We start from the raw sequence: 20,229 nt of genomic DNA on the forward strand, positions 1-20,229 counted from the left end.
ATCGGGTTCGGATCTGTCAGGACGAGGGGACCGCGGAGAGCTCGAGCTCCCCGCGGGCGATGGCGCGGACGACATCGATGAGCAGCCGCCGCTCGACCGGCTTGATGCGCTCGTGGAGTGTGTGCTCGGTGTCGTCGGGCAGGACGGCGACGCGCTCCTGCGCGAGGATCGGGCCCGTGTCCACGCCGTTGTCGACGACGATGACGCTGGCGCCGGTCTGCGCGACGCCGGCCGCGAACGCGTCGCGCACGCCGTGTGCCCCCGGGAACTCCGGCAGGAAGGCGGGATGCGTGTTGATGAGCCGCGGCGACCACGCGTCGACGACGGCGGCCGGAAGCAGCCGCATCAGTCCGCTGAGCACCACGAGGTCGGGGTTCCAGACGCGGAGCTGACGGTCGAGCTCCTCCCCCCAGTGCTCGCGGGTCTCGAACTCGCGGAAGGGCACGAGGAAGGTGGGGATGCCGAAAGCCTCCGCGTGGGCGAAGCCGTCGGCCTGGCGGTCCGCCCCGACGACGACGACGCGCGCGGGGAAATCGGGGTCGGCGGCGGCCTCGAGGAGGGCCCGGAGATTGGAGCCGGTGCCCGAGATGAGAACGGCGACCGTCAGCACCCGGTCAGTCTACCGGCGCGACGGCGGCCTCTCGGGAGCGGGCCGGCGAGAACAGCGCGATGGCGGCGCCGACCGCGACTTCGACGCCCACCGTGAACGCGAACGGGCCGGCCGCGGGACCGACCTCGTCGAGGCGTCCGGGGCCGATCGCCCCCGAGGCGCAGGCCGCGAGCAGGGCCGCTGCGGCGGCGGCGAGGACGACCACGGCGACCAGCACCGCCAGCCGCACCGGTGCGGAGTCGGAGCCGGAGGCGGCGACCCCGTCGGCGGCGAGGCGCGCCCGCGCCGCCGCGCCGGCCACGAACCCGATGCCGACGACGAGGAGCACGAGGGCGAACAGCCACGGCGTCGAGCCCTCCGGGACCAGACCCAGCACGGGCAGGCCGGGCACCACGCCCAGTGTCGTGCCGGCCGGCGAGACCGCGGTGCCCGCACCGACGGCTAAGCCCGGACCGGCCGCGAACGCGGCGCCCCAGACGATCAGCGTGGGCAGATAGGCCAGCTGCCCCAGGGCGAGCACGCCGCCGCCGACCGCGTCGACGTGCGCCGCCTCGAACAGCGACACGACCTGACCGCCGCGCGCGATCGCCGCGACGGCGACCAGCAGCGCGCCGACGGCGACGAGTCCCGTCACCGCGATGCCGGTGCCGCGGGCGGATGCCGCGACGGCGGCGACCCACGGATGCCCCCGGCGCGGGTCGGCGCCGTCGATCCGGTCCCGCACGGCATCCACGAGTCCGTCGTCGCCGCCGCGCCACGCCTCGACGAGGGCGCCGAGCAGTGCGGGGACGGCGAAGACGAGCGTCGGCAGCAGGAGCGCCTGCCAGCCGTAGACCGCCGCGACCGGGGTGCGCGAGGTCGCCCACAGCGCGGCCGCCAGCAGCAGGGTGACCCCCGATCCCGCGGCGACGCCGACGGGCCACGACCCGGAGCGCGCCGCCCGGATGCCCGAGCGCGCCGCGAACACGGCGGTGAAGGTCGCGAGCGCGAGCGGGGCGAGGGAGACGACGAAGGTCGCCGCCTGGGCGGGGATGCCGGCCGCGACGAGGTACTCGTCTCCCAGTACGACGTGCAGCGGCACGAAGTGGCCCAGTTGCCAGATGCGCACGGCCGCCGGCCACAGCGCGCCCCAGTCCGCCGTCCCGCCGAGCCCCACGACCCAGAAGACGGTGAGGGGCGCCAAGACGACGGCGACGCCGACGGCCGCCGCGATGAGGGCATCGACGGCGGAGAGGAGGAGGACGAGCAGGCGGTTCATGCGCGTTCGACCCTACCCACCCGACGAGGCTCCACGATCGGCGGTGAGATCCGCGGCGGACTGGTCACCTTCGTGACGATGGCGTACATCGTCATCCTGAATCCGATCATCCTGTCGGGCAAGGCCGACATCGCCGGCAACGAGCTCGCGTTCTCCGCCGTGGGGGCCGCCACGGCGCTGACCGCCGGCGTCATGACGATCCTCTTCGGCCTCATCACCCGGCTGCCGTTCGCGTTCGCGGCCGGGCTCGGCATCAACGCATTCCTCGCCTTCAGCGTCATCCACGAGGTGACGTGGCCCGAGGCGATGGCCCTCGTGATGATCAACGGCGTCATCATCGTGCTGCTGGCGGCGACGGGGCTGCGAAAGCTCATCTTCGACGCCGTCCCGGTGCAGCTGAAGCTCGCGATCACGGTCGCGATCGGCCTGTTCATCGCGTTCATCGGGTTCGTCAACTCGGGCTTCGTCACGGCGACGGGCTCGAACTCCCCGCCCGTCGGGCTCGGCATCGGCGGCTCGGTCGCGTCGGTGCCGACGCTGATGTTCGTGCTGACGCTGCTGGCCACCGGCGTGCTGGTGGCCCGCAAGGTCAAGGGCGGGATGCTGATCGGCCTCGTGGGCGGGACGGTCGTCTCGGTGATCATCGAGGCGATCTGGCACCTCGGCTCGGCGACGGATCACCCCGGCGGCTGGGGCCTGACGATCCCGGCGCTGACCGGGTCGCCGGTGAGCGTTCCCGATCTCAGCCTCCTGGGTGCGGTCGATTTCGGATTCGACGTCGGCAAGGTCGGCGTCGTGGCCCTCGTCATGCTCGTGTTCACGCTGGTGTTCTCGAACTTCTTCGACGCGATGGGCACGATGACCGGACTCGCCAAAGAGGCCGGGCTCGCCGACGAGAAGGGCGACTTCCCCCGCATCAAGTCCGCGCTGGTCGTGGAGGGCGTCGGCGCCGTCGTGGGAGGCGCGACCTCCTCATCGTCGGCCACGGTGTTCATCGAGTCGGGGTCCGGCATCGGCGAGGGCGCCCGCACGGGCCTCGCCAACGTCGTCACCGGGCTCGTGTTCCTGCTGGCGATGTTCTTCACGCCCCTCACCTCGATCGTGCCGACCGAGGTCGCCGCCGCGGCCCTCGTGATCGTCGGCGCGATGATGATGGCGCAGGTCAAGCACATCGACCTCAGCGACTTCAGCGTGCTGCTGCCGGTGTTCCTGACGGTGTCGGTCATGCCGATGACGTACTCGATCGCCAACGGCATCGGCGCGGGCTTCATCAGCTGGGTGGTCGTGCGTTCGCTCTCCGGCAAGGCGCGGCAGATCAGCCCCCTGCTGTGGGTGGTCGCCGCCGGCTTCCTGATCTACTTCGCCCGCGGCCCCATCGAGCTCCTCCTGACCTGACCCCTCCCTCGCGAGCCGCTACGCCCCGGGCGAGCCGCTATCGCGCGGGCGGGCCGCCGCGTGGCGGGTCGCACGCGGGATAGCGGCTCGCTGGGATGGGGATGGAGATGGAGAAGGGGGGGGGATGCTGCGGCATCCACCCCCTTCCCCTACGCGAGGCGTCAGAGCGTCTCGATGATCTCCCGCATGAGGGCGGCGGTCTCGGACGGCGTCTTGCCGACCTTGACGCCGGCGGCCTCGAGGGCCTCCTTCTTGGCCTGCGCGGTGCCCGCCGAGCCGGAGACGATCGCGCCGGCGTGGCCCATCGTCTTGCCCTCGGGAGCCGTGAAGCCCGCGACGTAGCCGACGACCGGCTTGGTGACGTTCGCCTTGATGAACTCGGCCGCGCGCTCCTCGGCGTCGCCGCCGATCTCGCCGATCATGACGATCGCCTTGGTCTCGGGGTCGGCCTCGAACGCGGCGAGCGCGTCGATGTGCGTCGTGCCGATGATGGGGTCGCCGCCGATGCCGATGGCCGTGGAGAAGCCCAGGTCGCGCAGCTCGAACATCATCTGGTAGGTCAGGGTGCCCGACTTCGACACGAGGCCGATGGGGCCCTTGCCCGTGATGTTCGCCGGCGTGATGCCCACGAGCGCCTCGCCGGGCGTGATGATGCCGGGGCAGTTCGGACCGATGATGCGGGTCTTGTTGCCCTTGCTCTTGGCGTACGCCCACGCCTCGGCGGTGTCGCCGACGGGGACGCCCTCGGTGATGACGACGAGGAGCGGGATCTCGGTGTCGATGGCCTCGACCATCGCGTCCTTCGTGAACGCCGGCGGCACGAACGCGATCGACACGTCGGCGCCGGTGGCGGCGATGGCCTCGGCGACCGACGCGAAGACGGGCAACTCGACGGTGTTGCCGTCCTTGTCGACGTGCGAGACGGTCGTGCCGGCCTTGCGCGCGTTGACACCGCCGACGACGTTGGTGCCCGCCTTCAGCATCAGCGCGGTGTGCTTGGTGCCCTCACCGCCGGTGATGCCCTGGACGATGACCTTGGAGTCCTTGTTGAGGTAGATAGACATTTCTCTGCAGTCCTGTTCTCGTCGGCGCTCAGGCGGTGGCGGTGACGTTGGCCAGCTCGGCGGCCTTGTCGGCGCCTTCGTCCATACCCGCGGCGAGGGTCACGAGCGGGTTGTTCGCAGCGGCGAGGATGGCGCGGCCCTCCTCGACCTGGTTGCCGTCGAGGCGCACGACCAGCGGCTTGGTGGCCGCGTCGCCGAGGATCTCGAGCGCCTTCACGATGCCCTCCGCCACGGCCACGCACGAGGTGATGCCGCCGAAGACGTTGACGAACACCGACTTCACCTGCGGGTCGCCCAGGATGACGTCCAGGCCCGCGGCCATGACGGTCGCCGAGGCGCCGCCGCCGATGTCGAGGAAGTTGGCGGGCTTCACGCCCCCGTGGTTCTCGCCGGCGTAGGCGACGACGTCGAGGGTCGACATGACCAGGCCCGCGCCGTTGCCGATGATGCCGACCTGGCCGTCGAGCTTGACGTAGTTGAGGCCGGAGGCCTTGGCCTTCGCCTCGAGCGGGTCGGCCGCGTCCTTGTCCTCGAGCTCCTCGTGCTCGGGGTGGCGCACCTCGGTGGCGTTGTCGTCGAGCGACACCTTGCCGTCGAGGGCGATGATGTTGCCCGCGGCATCCTGGATGAGCGGGTTCACCTCGACGAGGGTGGCACCCTCACCGGTGTACACGTCGTAGAGCTTGACGAAGACGTCGGCGACCTTCGGCGCCAGCTCGTCGTCGAAGCCGCCGGCCTTGGCGATCTCGAGCGCCTTCGCGGCGTCGATGCCGGTCAGCGGGTCGACCTCGACCTTGGCGAGGGCCTCGGGCTTCTCGACGGCGAGCTGCTCGATCTCCATACCGCCCTCGACCGAGCACAGGCTCAGGTACGAGCGGTTGGCGCGGTCCAGCAGCACCGAGAAGTAGAACTCCTTCTCGATCTGGGCGCCCGCGGCGACCATCACGCGCTTGACGACGTGGCCCTTGATGTCCAGGCCCAGGATGGCCTTGGCGGCTTCGTACGCATCGTCGGGGGTCTTCGCGACCTTGACGCCGCCGGCCTTGCCGCGGCCTCCGGTCTTGACCTGAGCCTTGACGACCACGACGCCGCCGAGCTTCTCGGCCGCCGCCTTCGCCTCCTCAGGAGTGTCGGCGATGATGCCGGGGAGCACCGGCACCTCGTACTTCTCGAACAGGTCTCGTGCCTGGTACTCGTACAGATCCACGTGCAATCCTTCGCTGGGCGTCAGTGGGTGTCGTGCCGAAGGGTTCTCGGTATCGGAACAAAAGTGCCGAAACAATCTCGATATCGAGAGATCGACCGATCCCCCAGCTTAGTCGACGCGCCGAAGCGCTCCGACCGCGCGGAGCCCGCGTCACTCCTGTCGCAGGTGCCCGCGATCGCCGTCGGCGCGGCGTCGCGACCGGCGCGGTTCGGTCGGCAGATCGGTCACGGCCGGCCCCTCGATCCGCGTGCCGTCGGGGGTGAAGCGCGAGGCGTGCAGCGGGCAGTCCCACGTGCAGTCCGCGTCGTTCCACGTCAGGACGCCGCCGAGGTGGGGACAGACCGCGCGCACCGCGCGGGTGCGGCCGTGCACCGTCGAGACACCGACGGGAACGCCGCCGCGGGAGGTGACGACGCCCTGGCCCTCGGGCGGGCGCGGCACGGGCGCGGAGCGTCGTTCGGCGTCGATCCAGCCGGATGCCGCGAGTCGCGCGACCTCGGCGTTCTCCCGTCCGCCGCGGGCGAGGTCGGCGGGCACCGTCAGCCGCGTGCCGAAGGTCCGCATCCAGGGCGAGCGCTCCCGCCACGGGACGTCCGTGATCTCCGCGGCGAGCCGCAGCGCGGCGGCCGGCGCGAGCGCGAGTCCCCATTTGCCGTAGCCGGTCGCGAACGAGACGCGACCACCCCCGCGGGGCAGATGCCCGATGAAGGGGATCAGATTGTGGGACTCGTAGTCCTGGGCCGACCACCACGTGACGGGCTCCGCGCCGGGGAAGTGCGCGCGGGTCCACGAGACCAGCTCGCCGACGGCCGCGCTCTCCGACGGCTCCCGCCCGACCGGGTGCCCCTCACCGCCCACCACCAGCCGCGCACCGGCGGGACCGTCGGAGGCGGTCACCGATCGGAGCGAGCGGGTCGGACCGTCGACCGACAGGTACAGGCCGTCGGGGACCTCGCCGGGCACCGCGAACGCGACGGCGTAGCTGCGCAGCCCGCGGGTCTTGGCGAACGTGAGGCCGCGGTCGACGATCGGCGTGCCCGTGGCCAGCACGATGTGCCCGGCCGCGATGTCGCCGGCATCCGTCAGCACCCGCGCCTGCGGGAACACACGCACCCCGGTGGCACGGATGCCGGTGTGCACCGCCCCGCCCTCCGCGAGCAGGCGCACCGTCAGCGCGCGCACGAGCGCATACGGATCGATCGCGACCTGGTCGTCGAGAGCGATGGCATCCACCAGCGGAAACGGCACCGCCTCCCCCGCGGGCGGACGTCCCCGCCGCACGGCGAGGCCGGCGTCGCTGGCCGCGGCGGCCTCGTCGGCGACGATCGCCGCGCCGGCGCGTCCCTGCGCGTAGGAGTACGCCGTGCGACGCGTGTAGGGGACGCCTTCGGCGTCGGCGAACGCGATGATCCACGCGGCGCCCTCGCGGTTCGCGTCGACGTACGCGCGTGCCAGACCGGCCGGATGATGGGCGCGCAGGCGGGACAGCACGCTCCCCTGCAGCAGCGACAGCTTGCCGGTGTTGCCCCCGCTGGCCAGGGCGCCGGGTCCGGCGGCATCCACCACCGTCACGCTGCGCCCGGCTCGGCGCAGCAGCAGGGCGGTCACGAGGCCGGTCAACCCCGCCCCGACGATCACGACGTCGGCGGCGCGGGGCGCACCCGCGGTCGTGGGGACGGGGTCGGCGTCACGACGCCACAGCGATTCCATGGTGCCCACGCAATCCTCCGCGACGCCCGCGGGCAACCCGCTTGACAGCGCACGTGCGAGCGGCGGGGGCGCGTTAGGCTCACGGGCATGACCGACGCAAGTCCCACCTCCGCTCGCAACGCCGTCGTCGCCGCTGCGCTGGACCTCTTCGTCGCGCAGGGGTTCGAGGCGACGTCGGTGGAGCAGATCGCGCAGGCCGCGGGGGTCTCCCGCTCGACGTTCTTCCGCCAGTTCGGAGGCAAGGACGACGTCGTCTTCAGCGACCACGACGTCCTCCTCGCGCACCTGCGCGCGTCGCTCGCGACCGGCACGCACGGCGCCGGCACGAACCCGTGGGCCGCCGCGTGCGCCGCCTCGGTCGAGGTGTTCCGTCACTTCGCGGCCGAGCCGGAGCTCGCGCGCCGCCGCTACGCGGTCGTCCGCCAGGTGCCGGCGCTGCGCGATCGGGAGATCGTGACCGTCTTCCAGTACGAGCGACTGTTCGACGACTACCTGCGCTCGGCCCTGCCCGGCCTCGACCCGATCGACGCGGTGGCGTTCTCGGCGGCCGTCACGGCGGTCCACAACCACGTTCTGCGCCGGCTCCTGCGCGGCACCGAAGACATCCCCGAGTCGGTCCTCACCGACGCCTACGACGAGCTCATGCACCGCTTCGGCGTGCATCCCGACGGCGAGCGGGCGCAGAGCGACGACGTGGTCGTCGCGACGTTCCCCCGCCGGATGCCGATGGCCGAGGTCGTCCGGCGCCTGCGCGACGAGCTCTGACCGCGCGCTGCCCGCCTGCGCTGCCTGCCCGCCCTGCCTGCACTGCCTGCACTGCCTGCCCGCGCGCCCGCCCGAACTGCAAGGGCTCGCGCGCGGCGCGCCGCGATCGCGGCACCCCGAGCGGCGTGTCGCGCGGCAGGCCTTGCAGTTGCGGCGGGGGCGCTTTGGCTGCGCGGGATGACGGGGCGCGGGGCGTTTCGACTCGCTGCGCTCGCTCAACGACCGGGGGGGCGGCACAGCGGCCCGCCCGAACTGCAAGGGCTCCCGCGCGGCGCGCCGTGATCGCGGCCTCCCGAGCGGCGTGTCGCCCGGCAGGCCTTGCAGTTGCGGCGCCGGCGGCGGTGGCGCGGGGTGACGGGATGCCGCAGGCGCGGGGCGTATCGACTCGCTGCGCTCGCTCAACGACCGGGGGGCGGCTCAGCGGCCCGCCCGGACTGCAAGGGCTCCCGCGCGGCGCGCCGTGATCGCGGCATCCCGAGCGGCGTGTCGCCCGGCGGACCTTGTAGGTGCGGCGCGGGATGCCGGCGGCGGTGGCGCGGGGTGACGGGATGCCGCACGTGCGGGGCGGTTCGACTCGCTGCGCTCGCTCAACGACCGGGGGGCACGCGGCGGCCCGCCCGAACTGCAAGGGCTCGCGGACGGCGCGCCGTGATCGCGGCATCCCGAGCGGCGTGTCGCGCCGCGAGCCTTGCAGTTGCGGCGCGGGACGCCGGCGCGGGGCCGCAGGCGCGGCGCGTTTCGACTCGCTGCGCTCGCTCAACGACCGGGGGTGCACGGCGGGCGGGCGGCGGGTCAGGCGGTCTCGCCGGAGGCGACCGTCTCGGCGAGCGCGTGCACGCGCGGCAGGTGGTGGGCGCCGTAGAAGTCGGCGGCCGTCAGCCGGGCGGCATCCGCCTCGTCCGCACCCTCGTCCGCCCCCTCGTGCGCCGCGACGGCCACGACGGCCAGCGCGTGCATCCACCCGCCGGCCAGCACGCCGAGGAGCATGAGGTACGGCACGCTGACGGCGTGGGCGTCCCGCGGCGAGGAGCCGAACGCGACCATCGCCGCGGTGGCGCGACGGGCGGCATCCACGGCCCGCTCGAGACGGTCGGCCGTGCGCGCCGCGACGTCGCCGCCGGCGGCGCGCAGGGCGTCGACCGTCCGCTCGATGTCGGCGAACAGCGCGGCCGCCGTGGCGCCCTGGTTGCGGATGACCTTGCGGCCGATGAGGTCGTTCGACTGGATCGCGGTCGTGCCCTCGTAGATCGGCATGATCCGGGCATCGCGGTAGTGCTGCGCGACGCCCGTCTCCTCGATGAAGCCCATGCCGCCGTGCACCTGGATCGCGTCGCTGGTGAGGGCCACGGCATCCTCGGTCGACCAGCCCTTCAGGATCGGCACGAAGAACTCGGCCATCGCGAGCACGTCGGCATCCTCGGTCTGCTCGGCGCGGTCGAACAGGTCGGCGACGTACACGCCGAGGGCGCGCATCGCGAACACCTGACTGCGCATCGACAGCAGCAGCCGTCGCACGTCGGGGTGCTCGGCGATGGGCGCGACCCCGTCGCGTCCCAGCACGCGCCCCTGTATGCGGTCTGCGGCATATGCGCGCGCCTGCTGCAGGGCGCGGTCCGCGATCCCCGTCGCCTGGAACCCCATGGCGATGCGTGCGGAGTTCATCATGACGAACATGCCCGCGAGCCCGCCGCCGACCTCGCCGACGAGGTAGCCGGTGGCGTCCTCGTAGGAGAGCACGCACGTCGGGCTGCCGTGGATGCCGAGCTTGTGCTCGACCGCGACGGTCGTGACGGCGTTGCGGGCACCGAGCGATCCGTCGGCGTCGACGAGGTACTTGGGGGCGACGAACAGCGACAGTCCCTTCGCGCCCTCCGGAGCGCCGGGGGTGCGCGCCAGAACGAGGTGCACGATGTTCTCGGCCACGTCGTGGTCGCCCCAGGTGATGAAGATCTTCTGCCCGCGGATCGCATACGTGCCGTCGCCGCGCGGGGTCGCCGTCGTGCGGATCGCCCCCAGGTCGGTGCCGGCGGCCGGCTCGGTGAGGTTCATCGTGCCGGTCCACTGCCCCGACACCAGCTTGGTCAGGTACGTCTCGCGGAGCTCCTCGGACGCCGCGGCATCCAGGGCGTGGATCTGCCCCGCGGTCAGCAGCCAGCAGAGCGCGAAGGCCGCGTTCGACGCGTTCCAGATCTCGCCGAGGCCCGCGCGCACCGCTCCCGGGAGCCCGTCGCCCCCCGCCGAGGCCGGCGCCTCCGCGCTGACCCATCCCGCCTCGACGAACGCGGCGTAGGCCTGGGCGAAGCCGTCGGGCAGCCGGACCTGGCCGTCGACGAGGCGTGCGCCCTCGCGGTCGCCGACCGTCTGCAGCGGGGCGAGCACGGATGCCGCGAACTCCCCGGCGCCCGCCACGATGTCGGCGCCGTCCTCCGCGGTCAGCTCCCCGCCGGTGGCGCGCGCGACGATGTCGACGCCGAACGCCTCACCGAACAGGAAGGCGTAGTCGGCGGTGGGGGCCTGGTAGTCGGCGGCCATGGGGGCTCCTCGGTTCGGGCGATACTCAGTGAGACTGCGAACCATATTATGTGAAACTGAGTGTCATCGCGAGGCCTCTGTCGTCCGCGCCCGCCGAGGGACAGGATGGGGACCATGCCCTATGAGATCCCCGCCCCGATGCTGGCGAAGGCCGCCGCGGCCGTCCCCGACCCGACCAAGACGCCCGGTGGCCTGGCGTTCGAGCCGAAATGGGACGGCTTCCGCGCCCTCATCTCCTGGGACGGCACCGAGGTCGAGATCGGCTCGCGCGGCGCGAAGCCGCTCACGCGCTACTTCCCCGAGCTCGTCGCCGCCTGCGCCGAACTGCTTCCCGAGCCGTGCCTGGTCGACGGCGAGATCGTCGTCGCCCTCACCGCATCCGACGGGTCGCGCCGCCTGTCGTGGGACGCACTGTCGCAGCGCATCCACCCGGCCGCCTCTCGCGTCGCGCTGCTGAGCGCCGAGACTCCCGCGATGTTCATCGCATTCGACCTGCTCGCGCGCGGCGACCGCGATCTGCGGGACGAGCCGTTCTCGACGCGCCGCGCGGAGCTGGAACACCTGCTGGCCGGCGTTCCCGCGCCCCTGCACCTCACCCGGACCACGGCCGATCACGACCTCGCGACGCAGTGGCTCGCCCGCTTCGAGGGTGCGGGCCTGGACGGCGTGGTGGCCAAGCCGCTCGCCGGTGCGTATGCACCGGGCAAGCGGACGATGTTCAAGATCAAGCACGCCCGCACCGCCGACGTCGTGCTCGTGGGCTACCGCATCCACAAGAGCGGCGAGGGCGTGGGCTCGCTGCTGCTGGGGCTGTACGACGAGACCGGCACCCTGCGCAACGTGGGCGGCGCGTCCGCGTTCAGCGACGCACGGCGCCGCGAGCTCGTCGACGAGCTGGCGCCGCTCGTCGTCACGGATGCCGAGGGCTCGGCGGTGACCGGAGAGACCGAGCGCTCGCGCTTCTCGGCGGCGAAGGACACCTCCTTCGTGCGGCTGCGCCCCGAACGCGTGCTCGAGGTGCGCTACGACCAGCTGGAGGGGGCGCGCTTCCGGCACACGGTGCAGTTCGATCGGTGGCGACCCGACCGCGACCCGCGATCGTGCACCTTCGCGCAGCTGGAGCAGGTGAGCGCGTACGACCTCGCCGACGTCCTCGCCTGAGGACGCGCGGACGGCGGCGCTCGGATCCGGCCCGCGCAGCACCGCACGGGCCGGATCCGGCTCTTCCGCACGTCGCCCGCATCGGCGCCGGGTCCCGGCGGCCGGACATGCGATCCGATGGTGCGGCTGGTGAGGGACGCTCTCCCCTCCTCCGTGATGCCGACGATACGCGCGCTCGCGCCCGTGCTCATCCGCCGGTGACCGTGAAAATCGCGGGCCGTTCTCCCGGCCCGTCCCCCTCGCCGCGGCACCGCGTCGATGCGAGGATCGGACCATGGTCCCCGCCCCTTCCGACGAGCCGGACGCGCCCGCGCCCGCACCGGAGCCGACGCCGACGCAGGAGCTCGCGCTCGAACCGGTGCAGTTCATCGCGCGCACCGACGCGGTGCTGCGCCTGGGCACCCTCATGCTCGGTGCGGGCGCATCGTCGGCCCGCGTGCGCGACAGCATGGTGCGCGCGGCGGCGGCGCTCGGGATCGACGACGTGCACTGCCGCGTCGGCATGACCGACATCGTGCTCACCACCGGCCGCGGCCAGCTCTTCCGCACCCGGGTCGCCGAGGTGCCGCGTCCCGCGGTCGACGCCGATCGCATGACCGCCCTCAAGCAGCTGACGGCGCGGCTGACGCCCGGCACCACCCCGTCCGGTCTGCAGGACGAGCTGCGCCGGATCGAACGGATGCCGCGACGCTACGCGGAGCTCACCCGCGTGCTCGCGGCCGCCTTCGCCTGCGCCGCGTTCGCCCTGCTCAACAACGGCGGCTGGCAGGAGTTCGTCGCGGTGGGCATCGCCGCCGCCGCCGGTCAGTGGGTGCGCATGCTCATCCACCGCCTGCGCACCAATGAGTTCCTGCTGGTGTTCGCCTCGGCGATGACGGCCCTGCTCGTGTACCTGGCCGTCGCACAGGTCTTCGTGGCCGCGGGCGTGCCGGGCGGTCAGCACGACGCGGCCCTGACCAGCGCGGTGCTCTACCTCGTGCCGGGCTTCCCGCTCGTCACCGGCGCCCTGGATCTTGCCCGCCTGGACCTCAACGCCGGCATCGCCCGCGTCACGTACGCCGTACTGATCCTCCTCGCCACCGGAACGGCGGTGTGGGGCGTCGCGACGCTGTTCGATGCGACGGTGACCCAGGTGGCGACTCCCGAGTTCGCCGAGCCGCTCCTCTCGCTCGTGCGCCTCGCGGCGGGCTTCGTCGGCGTCCTCGGCTTCGCGCTGCTCTTCTCGACGCCGTGGGCGATCGCACTGGTCGCGGCGAGCCTCGGCGCCGTCGCGAACGTCGGACGGCTGGCGCTCGTCGACGCGCACGTGAACCCGGCCGTCGCGGCGGCGGCCGCAGCCCTCGCGGTGGGCCTGGGGGCCTATCTGTTCGGCGAGCGCCTGCGCGCCGCCCGGGTGACCCTCACCGTGCCGGCCGTGCTGATCATGGTGCCGGGCGCGGCCGCGTACCGCTCCATCGCGGGCGTCATCGGCGGTGACACGGTCGCGGCGATCCAGAACGCGACCACCGCGGTGTTCGTGGTGGTGGCGCTCGCCATCGGCCTCACGGTCGCCCGCGTGCTGACCGAACGGGAGTGGTCGCTGCCGGCACGGTGACGTCGTGCGCGCGCCCGCCGTCGTCTACGGTCGAGGCATGGGCCTGTTCCGCGACACCTCCCGCACCGTCCGCATCGACCAGCGCGGCGCCGATGCGGTGACCGTGCGCCCGGCCGGCAAGCCGTGGAGCCTGTGGGCCGACGCGTTCGGGGCGCTCGCGATCCGCGCCGCCCAGATCCTGGTCGTCGTCGCCCTCGCCGCGGGGGTGATCTGGGGCATCCGCCAGCTGACGGTCGTGACGATCCCCCTCGTGATCGCCCTGATCCTCGCGTCGGCCTTCGCCCCGCTCATGAGCTGGCTGCGCCGGCGCGGCGTCCCTTCCGTCGTGGCGACGCTGCTGACGCTGCTCGCGATCGTCGTCGTGCTGGCGGCCGTCGGCTGGCTGATCGTCTGGGCCGTCCGTGATCAGTGGGACGAGCTGGCCACGCAGGCCCAGGGCGGGTTCTCCGACCTCTTGGCGTGGGCGAACACGCTGCCCTTCCAGATCGACCGCGCCCAGATCGACGAGTGGATCGCGACGCTCACCGATTTCGTCACGAGCGCGCAGTTCGGCAGCGGAGCGCTGGCGGGCGTCAGCGCGGTCGCCAACTTCATCACGGGACTCGTGCTCATGGTCGTGATGCTGTTCTTCTTCCTCAAGGACGGCCCGCAGATGTGGGCGTTCCTGCTGCGTCCGTTCCGCGGCGAGTCCTACGAGCGCGCGCTGCGCGTCGGGGACAAGACGGTCACGGTGCTCGGCTCGTACGTGCGCGGCACGGCGACCGTGGCGGCGGTGGATGCCATCGGCATCCTCATCGGCCTGCTCATCCTCCAGGTGCCGCTCGCGCTGCCGCTGGCCGTGCTGGTGTTCCTGCTCGCGTTCATCCCGATCGTCGGAGCGACGCTCGCGGGCATCCTGGCGGCCCTCGTCGCGCTCGTCGCGAACGGCTGGCTCGTCGCGCTCCTGGTCGTCGGCGTGGTCGTCCTGGTCAACCAGCTGGAGGGCAACCTGCTGCAACCCGTGCTGATGGGGCGGTCGATGCACCTGCACGCGTTCGTGATCCTGGTCGCGTTGACCGCCGGCACCGTGCTCGGCGGCATCGTCGGCGCCGTCCTCGCGGTGCCGCTCACCGCGGTCGCGTGGGGCATCGTGCAGGTGTGGGACGGGCCGCACACGCCCGCGCGCTGGGCGCGTCCGCACCGCGGAGAGGCGAGGGCCGCCGAAGCGGCGCGCTGACGCCGGTCCGTCCCGCGCCGGTCCGTCCCGCGCTCAGGGGATCCAGACGACGACGCCGTTCTGGCCGCTCAGCAGCGCCGCGACACCCGCGTCGACCGCGTCGCGGCAGCGTTCGGGGGTGAAGCTGGCCGGGTCGTGATGCGCGGCCTGACCGAGGTCCTCTCCCCGGAAGCCCGCACCCGCCCAGTCCACGGCGAGCACGTTCTCCGTCGGCTCCGCCAGCTCGCCGCCGAGCACGAGGAACGGCTGATCGAGGTGGCTGGCCGTCACGATCGCGAGCGGGTCGACCAGCGCGTCGCCCGCCGACATGATCACATCGGGATGCATCCCGATCGCCTCGGAGATCGCGGGGATCGGATCGGTTCCCGCCCGCACCTCGCGAAGGTCCGCCCCGACCTCCCGCGCCCAGGTGCGCACGGCCTCGGCCATCGTGGCGGTGCCCGCCTCGTCGCCCATCGTCAGCAGCACCACGCGGTACCCCCGCGACGGGTGGGCGCCGAGCCACGATCCCGGGCTCGGCGTCATGGTCGCGGCGGGCGCGAGCGGCGTGGCGGGCAGGAACCCGGGCTGCGCCGCAGCGACGAGCGTCGGAGCGGGATGCGGCGAGCTCCAGTCCGCCGCGCATCCGACGAGGGATGCCGCGACCACGACGATCGCCAGTCCCGCGGCCACGGAGCGCGGACGCGCGGGCAGGGGACGGAGCCGAGCGGGTCGCACCCCTCCAGCATCGCCGCCGACGCGGCGGGCACCGCTACCGGCGGCACGTCGTTCGTCCAAGGTTGTCACACGGGTCAACCTCCGTTCACCGAGCACGCGCACGCTCACGCCGTGACCGTTCGCCGCCTCCCCACCGCCCTCCTCGTCGCGTTCACGGCCGTACTGGCGGTGGCCCCCGCACTCGTGTCGGCATCCGCCGCCCTGGCGCACGGCTTCAGCTCGGTCGTCTTCGCCGACCTGTCGCACGACGAGGACGGACGAACGGTCGCGACGCTGCAGCTCGAGTACGACCTGCTGGTGGTCTCGGCGGCCGACACCCAGCAGGACGACGACTTCTTCCGGGCGGGCACGGCCGCTTTCGATGCACGCGACGACGCGGCGATGGCCGCGGCGGTCAGGGATCATCGCGACACCGTCTCGCGCTACCTCGACGAGCGCTTCACGGTCCGCGCGACCGGCGGCGACGCGGGCACGTGCACGCTCGGCGCACTCGATACCGTGACGATGACCGTGCAGGAAGGGGTGCCCTACGTGGTCCTCCCGCTCGCGGTGGACTGCCCGCCGGGAGAGGCGCACGTCGTGCGCAGCACCCTGTTCCCCGACGAGGAGGGCTACGTCACGGGCACGAAGACGATCCTGACCTACGACATCGACCTGCACGCCGGGTCGGCCGCCCTGGACGCCTCGACACCGGAGTTCTCGACCGCGCAGAGCACGTGGGAACGCTTCTGGGAGTTCTTCCACCTGGGCGCCGAGCACCTGCTGACCGGCATCGACCACATCCTCTTCCTGCTCGCGCTCATCGCCGGCTCGCGAAAGCTCCGGGAGATCGTCCTGGCCGCGACGGTGTTCACGATCGCCCACTCGGTGACCTTCATCCTCGCCGCGACCAAGGTGGTGAGCCTGCCGAGCATCATCATCGAGCCCACCATCGCCCTGTCCATCGCGATCGTGGCCGCCTGGTATCTGTTCCGCCTGTGGCGCGAGGGTGAGGCCGCGACCGAGCTGACCCGCGACTCGGGTCCACTCGGGCTCGACCGCGCCGGCTGGCTGCGGCTCCTCGTGGTCTTCTGCTTCGGCCTGATCCACGGCCTCGGCTTCGCCTCCGCCCTCGGCATCGACGAGCCGTGGTCGTGGACGCTGCTGTGGTCGCTGCTCGTGTTCAACCTCGGCATCGAAGCCGTGCAGATCGGCCTCATCGCGCTCGTGTTCCCGGTGCTCGTGCTGCTGCGGCGACGCACTCCCCGCCTCGCGATGTGGGCCACCGGCGCCCTCGCGGTGGCCGTCACCCTCGCGGGCCTCATCTGGTTCGTGCAGCGCGTCTTCGGCTGGGACTGAGCCCGCTCTGGGCGAACCCTCAGAGTTTCGCCGCGACGTCACCGCTCCGGGGCGAGATGTTCACCGCGGTGTCATCCCCGAGGCGGATCGTCCAGATGACGCCCCTCGCGGCGCCTGCGTCCGGCCTTCGCCACGCATCCCTCACCCATGAACGGACAGACCATGCCGCACTCCGCCGAACTGCGAGCGCCGCGCCTCCCGCGCCGGTCGATCGCCTGGATCACCGCCGCCACGCTGTGCGCGACGGCCTTCGCGGGAGTCGTCGCGACTCCCGCCCTCGCCGACACCCCGACGACGCAGACCGGCGTCATCCTCGGCGTCGGCGCCGACGAGACCCAGCGCATCGTGAGCTGGTACACCTCCGCCGACACGGCCCAGGTCGTGCAGGTCGCGCCCACGGCCGCGCTCGTGGGCGGCGCCTTCCCGGCATCCGCCGTGACGTTCGCCGCGACCGGCGGCGCCAACATCGCGACCAGCGGCGGCTACAACCGCCACGCGACCATCACCGGCCTGCAGGAGAACACGCAGTACTCCTATCGCGTCGGTGCCGAGGGCGCGTGGTCGACGACCACGACCTTCCAGACGCACTCCTTCGAGGGTGACTTCGACTTCCTCTTCTACGGCGACCCGCAGATCGGCTCGTCGGGCGATGTCGCGAAGGACACCGCCGGGTGGGTCGACACGGTCAACGTCTCGCTGCAGTCGAACCCGAACGCGGAGCTGCTCGTCTCGGGCGGCGACCAGGTCGACAAGGCCAACACGGAGGCGCAGTGGGACGGCTTCCTCGCCCCCGCGCAGCTTCGCAGCTACCCGTGGGTCGCCACGATCGGCAACCACGACGTCGGCGGCAAGGCGTACGAGCAGCACTTCTACACCCCCAACACCGACCGATCGAGCCAGTACTACGTCAACGGCGACCCGACCTCCAACACGTCGGGCGGCGACTACTGGTTCATCCACAAGGACGTGCTGTTCATCGACCTGAACTCGAACAGCTACACCTCCTCGTCGGGCGGCGGCGGCGACGCGGCTCACATCCAGTACGTCACCGACGTCATCAACGCTCACGGCGCACAGGCGAAGTACACCGTGCTCGTCTACCACCACGCGATCTACTCCCCCGCCGACCACGCGCAGGATGCCGACAACAAGGTGCGCCGCGTCGACTTCCCGACCACGTTCTCCCAGCTCGGGGTCGACCTGGTGCTCCAGGGCCACGACCACAGCTACTCGCGCTCGTACGAGATCAAGAACGGCCAGAAGGCGAACGCCGACGAGAAGCCCGGTCAGAACGAGGTCTTCGAGGGCCCCGGCGGCGTCGTCTACGTGACGGCGAACTCGGCCTCCGGCTCGAAGTACTACGACCTCACCGCGCCCGTCGCCGGTGACGCCACCTCCGGCGCGGGCAACGGCGCCGACCCGCAGAACCCGTCGAACTACTGGTACAACTCGGTCGAGAACCAGGAGCACGTGCGCACCTTCGTCAAGGTGCAGGTGCAGAAGGACGCCCTCGTCGTGCAGAACGTGCGCTCCGGCACGTGCGACGCGCCGAACGCGGCCGTCGAGCTGCGCAAGGTGCTGTGGTGCGGCCCCGCGAACGGCACGCAGGCGGCGCAGCCCGTCGGCTCGGTGCAGGACGAGGTGACCATCCACCCCAACCACGGCGACGGTCAGGACATCCAGGTCGACGTGCCCGACGCCGCCCCGGGCGAGTTCGGCTGGACCATCGACGGACACAACGGTCTCGTCGACCTCGGCACCGCCACGGAGAAGAGCAACAGCTACTTCGAGGCCACCGGCCAGATCAACCCGATCACCGTCACCGACACCCGCCGCGCCGTCGCCCCCTGGTCGATCGCGGCGAAGGTCGGCGACTTCACCGACGGTGACAAGTCGTTCTCGGGCTCGTACCTCGGCTGGACCCCGAAGCTGGTGACCGCCGGCGGCGGCGCCGTCGCGGGCGCGACCGTCGGCTCCGGCTACGACGGGGGCACGGGTCTGTCCGACTCGCGTGTGCTCGGCTCGGCCGCGCAGGGCCACGAGCGCGGCACCGCGACCCTCGGCTCCGACCTGGATCTGAAGATCCCGGTCGACGTCGACAAGGGCAGCTACCGCGGCACGCTCACCCTCACGGCGATCAGCAACTGATCTCCACCCCACCCCGCGCCCCGGGGCGGATCGGCGCTCATCGCCGCCGATCCGCCTCGGGACGCACCCGTTCCCACCCCACGCCGGAGGACCCCATGTTCCGCTCCCGCCGCTCCCGCCGCTCTCTCCCCGCGGCGCTGGCCGCTCCCCTGCTGGCCGCGGCCGTCCTCGTCGGGGGCGTCGCGGTGCCCGCCGCCTCCGCTCACGCGGCCACGGATGCCGCCGCCGATTCCGCGGACGACGTCACCTGGACGGTGCGCACCGCCTCGAACGGCTTCGGCGCCGAGCGCACCTCGTACACGTACGCGGTCGATCCGGGCCAGAGCGTCAGCGACGCCCTCGTCGTGAGCAACCACGGCAGCGCGCCGCTGCAGCTGGCGGTGTACGCCGCCGACGGCTATACGGGCGCGGGCGGGCAGCTCGACCTGCTGACGCCCGCGGAGACCTCCGTCGGCATCGGCGCCTGGACACGTGCCGCCGCGACCACCGTCACGGTGGCGCCGGACGAGTCGGCGACCGTGCCGTTCGAGGTGTCGGTGCCCGCGACCGCGACCCCCGGCGACTACGTCGGCGGCATCGTCACCTCGCTCGCGTCGTCGGCCGATCAGGGCATCTCCGTCGACCGCCGCCTCGGCATCCGCATCGGGCTGCGCGTCTCGGGGGCGCTCGCCCCCGCGCTGACGATCGAGAACCCGCAGGTGAGCTGGGGAGGCACGTGGGGACTCGGCAGCGGCGCGGCCACCCTCACCTACACGCTCCACAACACCGGCAACACGACGATGGGGGCCCAGCAGGCGGCCTCGATCGCGGGCCCCTTCGGCTGGTTCCCGACGGATGCCGGCGACGTCGCGCCCGAGGTCCAGATCCTCCCCGGCGAGACCCGCGACGTGCAGATCACCGTGCCGGGCATCGCCGGCATGCTCGCCCTCGTGGCCTCCGCGACGGTCACACCGATCGTCGTGGACGCGTCCGGTTCGACGAGCGCGCTGGAGCCCGTCGCGACCCAGACGATGGGTCTCGCCGTCCCGTGGCTGCTGCTGATCCTCGTGCTGCTCGCCGCCGCGATCGCGCTCGGCCTCGCGCCGTCGCCGACGCCCTCGCGGAGGCCCAGGGCACGGTCGGGGCGGAGGATGCCGCGGACACCGTCGCCCACGGGCCGAGCGCGGCCGGCACCCGCGCGTCCGGCGCGGACTGACGACCCGGCGGTCGTCAGGATCGACGCGCGGCGCGGGCACGCAGCGCTGCCCCGGCGGCGAGCAGCGCCGCCCCCACCGCGGCGAACGCGAGCGCGCCGGCCACCTGGTCGCCGGTCGACGCGAGGCCCCCGGCGTCGGAGCCGCCCGATGCGTCCGCGGGCGGGGTCACGGGCGGCGCGGGGCGATCGTGGGGAGGAACGACGACCGCGATGACCATGGTCGAGCCGCCCCCGTCCGCGCTCGCGCCGTCATCGGCCGCGTACGCGACAGAGGTCGGCCCGGCGAGCAGGGCGATCGTGGCGGCTAGTGCGGCGAGAC

General features: G+C 72.7%; 15 protein-coding genes. 8 read left to right on the forward strand and 7 right to left on the reverse strand.

Annotated elements, in window-relative coordinates; all coding sequences use genetic code 11:
* Positions 1–16: 16 nt before the first annotated feature.
* Entirely contained in the window at positions 17–610 is a 594-nt protein-coding gene (gene purN, locus AC1Q49_RS06940; RefSeq protein ID WP_492491275.1) for a phosphoribosylglycinamide formyltransferase, read from the reverse strand.
* 4 nt (positions 611–614) lie between these two features.
* Entirely contained in the window at positions 615–1,868 is a 1,254-nt protein-coding gene (locus AC1Q49_RS06945; protein ID WP_492491277.1) for a cell division protein PerM, read from the reverse strand.
* Here AC1Q49_RS06945 and AC1Q49_RS06950 point away from each other — a divergent pair.
* Entirely contained in the window at positions 1,830–3,263 is a 1,434-nt protein-coding gene (locus AC1Q49_RS06950; protein ID WP_492491313.1) for an NCS2 family permease, read from the forward strand. The two genes, AC1Q49_RS06945 and AC1Q49_RS06950, sit on opposite strands and share 39 nt — an antisense overlap.
* Positions 3,264–3,424: 161 nt before the next feature.
* Here the strand turns inward: AC1Q49_RS06950 and sucD are convergent, their stop codons facing one another.
* The 3 genes from sucD to AC1Q49_RS06965 all read right to left on the reverse strand — a co-directional run bounded on the left by sucD (position 3,425) and on the right by AC1Q49_RS06965 (position 7,244).
* Entirely contained in the window at positions 3,425–4,327 is a 903-nt protein-coding gene (gene sucD, locus AC1Q49_RS06955) for a succinate--CoA ligase subunit alpha (protein WP_060960724.1), read from the reverse strand.
* 28 nt (positions 4,328–4,355) lie between these two features.
* On the reverse strand, positions 4,356–5,534 hold the full coding sequence (gene sucC, locus AC1Q49_RS06960) for an ADP-forming succinate--CoA ligase subunit beta (RefSeq protein WP_191009017.1): 1,179 nt from the start codon (positions 5,532–5,534) through the stop codon (positions 4,356–4,358).
* Positions 5,535–5,684: 150 nt separating this feature from the next.
* Complete coding sequence (locus AC1Q49_RS06965) at positions 5,685–7,244, reverse strand: FAD-dependent oxidoreductase (RefSeq protein WP_101306809.1); 1,560 nt, start codon at positions 7,242–7,244, stop codon at positions 5,685–5,687.
* 87 nt (positions 7,245–7,331) lie between these two features.
* Here AC1Q49_RS06965 and AC1Q49_RS06970 point away from each other — a divergent pair, with 87 nt between their 5' ends.
* Positions 7,332–8,009 carry a TetR/AcrR family transcriptional regulator gene (locus AC1Q49_RS06970; protein ID WP_061781856.1) on the forward strand — a complete coding sequence of 226 codons (678 nt, stop codon included), beginning with the start codon at positions 7,332–7,334 and terminating at the stop codon, positions 8,007–8,009.
* 792 nt (positions 8,010–8,801) lie between these two features.
* Here AC1Q49_RS06970 and AC1Q49_RS06975 read toward each other — a convergent pair.
* The gene (locus AC1Q49_RS06975; protein ID WP_101306810.1) at positions 8,802–10,541 is read right to left on the reverse strand and encodes an acyl-CoA dehydrogenase family protein; all 1,740 of its coding nucleotides are present in this window, start codon (positions 10,539–10,541) and stop codon (positions 8,802–8,804) included.
* Positions 10,542–10,655: 114 nt separating this feature from the next.
* Between AC1Q49_RS06975 and AC1Q49_RS06980 the strand changes: the two genes are divergently transcribed.
* The 3 genes from AC1Q49_RS06980 to AC1Q49_RS06990 all read left to right on the forward strand — a co-directional run bounded on the left by AC1Q49_RS06980 (position 10,656) and on the right by AC1Q49_RS06990 (position 14,512).
* On the forward strand, positions 10,656–11,702 hold the full coding sequence (locus AC1Q49_RS06980; protein ID WP_101306811.1) for an ATP-dependent DNA ligase: 1,047 nt from the start codon (positions 10,656–10,658) through the stop codon (positions 11,700–11,702).
* 274 nt (positions 11,703–11,976) lie between these two features.
* The gene (locus tag AC1Q49_RS06985) at positions 11,977–13,296 is read left to right on the forward strand and encodes a threonine/serine exporter family protein (RefSeq protein WP_061781858.1); all 1,320 of its coding nucleotides are present in this window, start codon (positions 11,977–11,979) and stop codon (positions 13,294–13,296) included.
* 37 nt (positions 13,297–13,333) lie between these two features.
* Entirely contained in the window at positions 13,334–14,512 is a 1,179-nt protein-coding gene (locus tag AC1Q49_RS06990) for an AI-2E family transporter (protein ID WP_101306813.1), read from the forward strand.
* 33 nt (positions 14,513–14,545) lie between these two features.
* Here AC1Q49_RS06990 and AC1Q49_RS06995 read toward each other — a convergent pair whose 3' ends face one another.
* A complete protein-coding gene (locus AC1Q49_RS06995) occupies positions 14,546–15,229 on the reverse strand; it encodes a hypothetical protein (protein WP_232783930.1) in 684 nt (227 codons plus the stop codon).
* Between the two features lie 111 nt (positions 15,230–15,340).
* Between AC1Q49_RS06995 and AC1Q49_RS07000 the strand changes: the two genes are divergently transcribed.
* The 3 genes from AC1Q49_RS07000 (at position 15,341) to AC1Q49_RS07010 (ending at position 20,124) form a co-directional block, all read left to right on the forward strand.
* Positions 15,341–16,567, forward strand: a complete 1,227-nt coding sequence (locus AC1Q49_RS07000) for a HupE/UreJ family protein (RefSeq protein WP_492491282.1) — start codon at positions 15,341–15,343, stop codon at positions 16,565–16,567.
* A gap of 147 nt (positions 16,568–16,714) precedes the next feature.
* A complete protein-coding gene (locus AC1Q49_RS07005) occupies positions 16,715–18,715 on the forward strand; it encodes a purple acid phosphatase family protein (RefSeq protein WP_223848730.1) in 2,001 nt (666 codons plus the stop codon).
* Between the two features lie 95 nt (positions 18,716–18,810).
* On the forward strand, positions 18,811–20,124 hold the full coding sequence (locus tag AC1Q49_RS07010; protein ID WP_492491284.1) for a WxL protein peptidoglycan domain-containing protein: 1,314 nt from the start codon (positions 18,811–18,813) through the stop codon (positions 20,122–20,124).
* Positions 20,125–20,229 lie beyond the last annotated feature (105 nt).

The sequence above is a fragment of the Microbacterium sp. MPR-TSA4 genome, assembly GCF_058792815.1.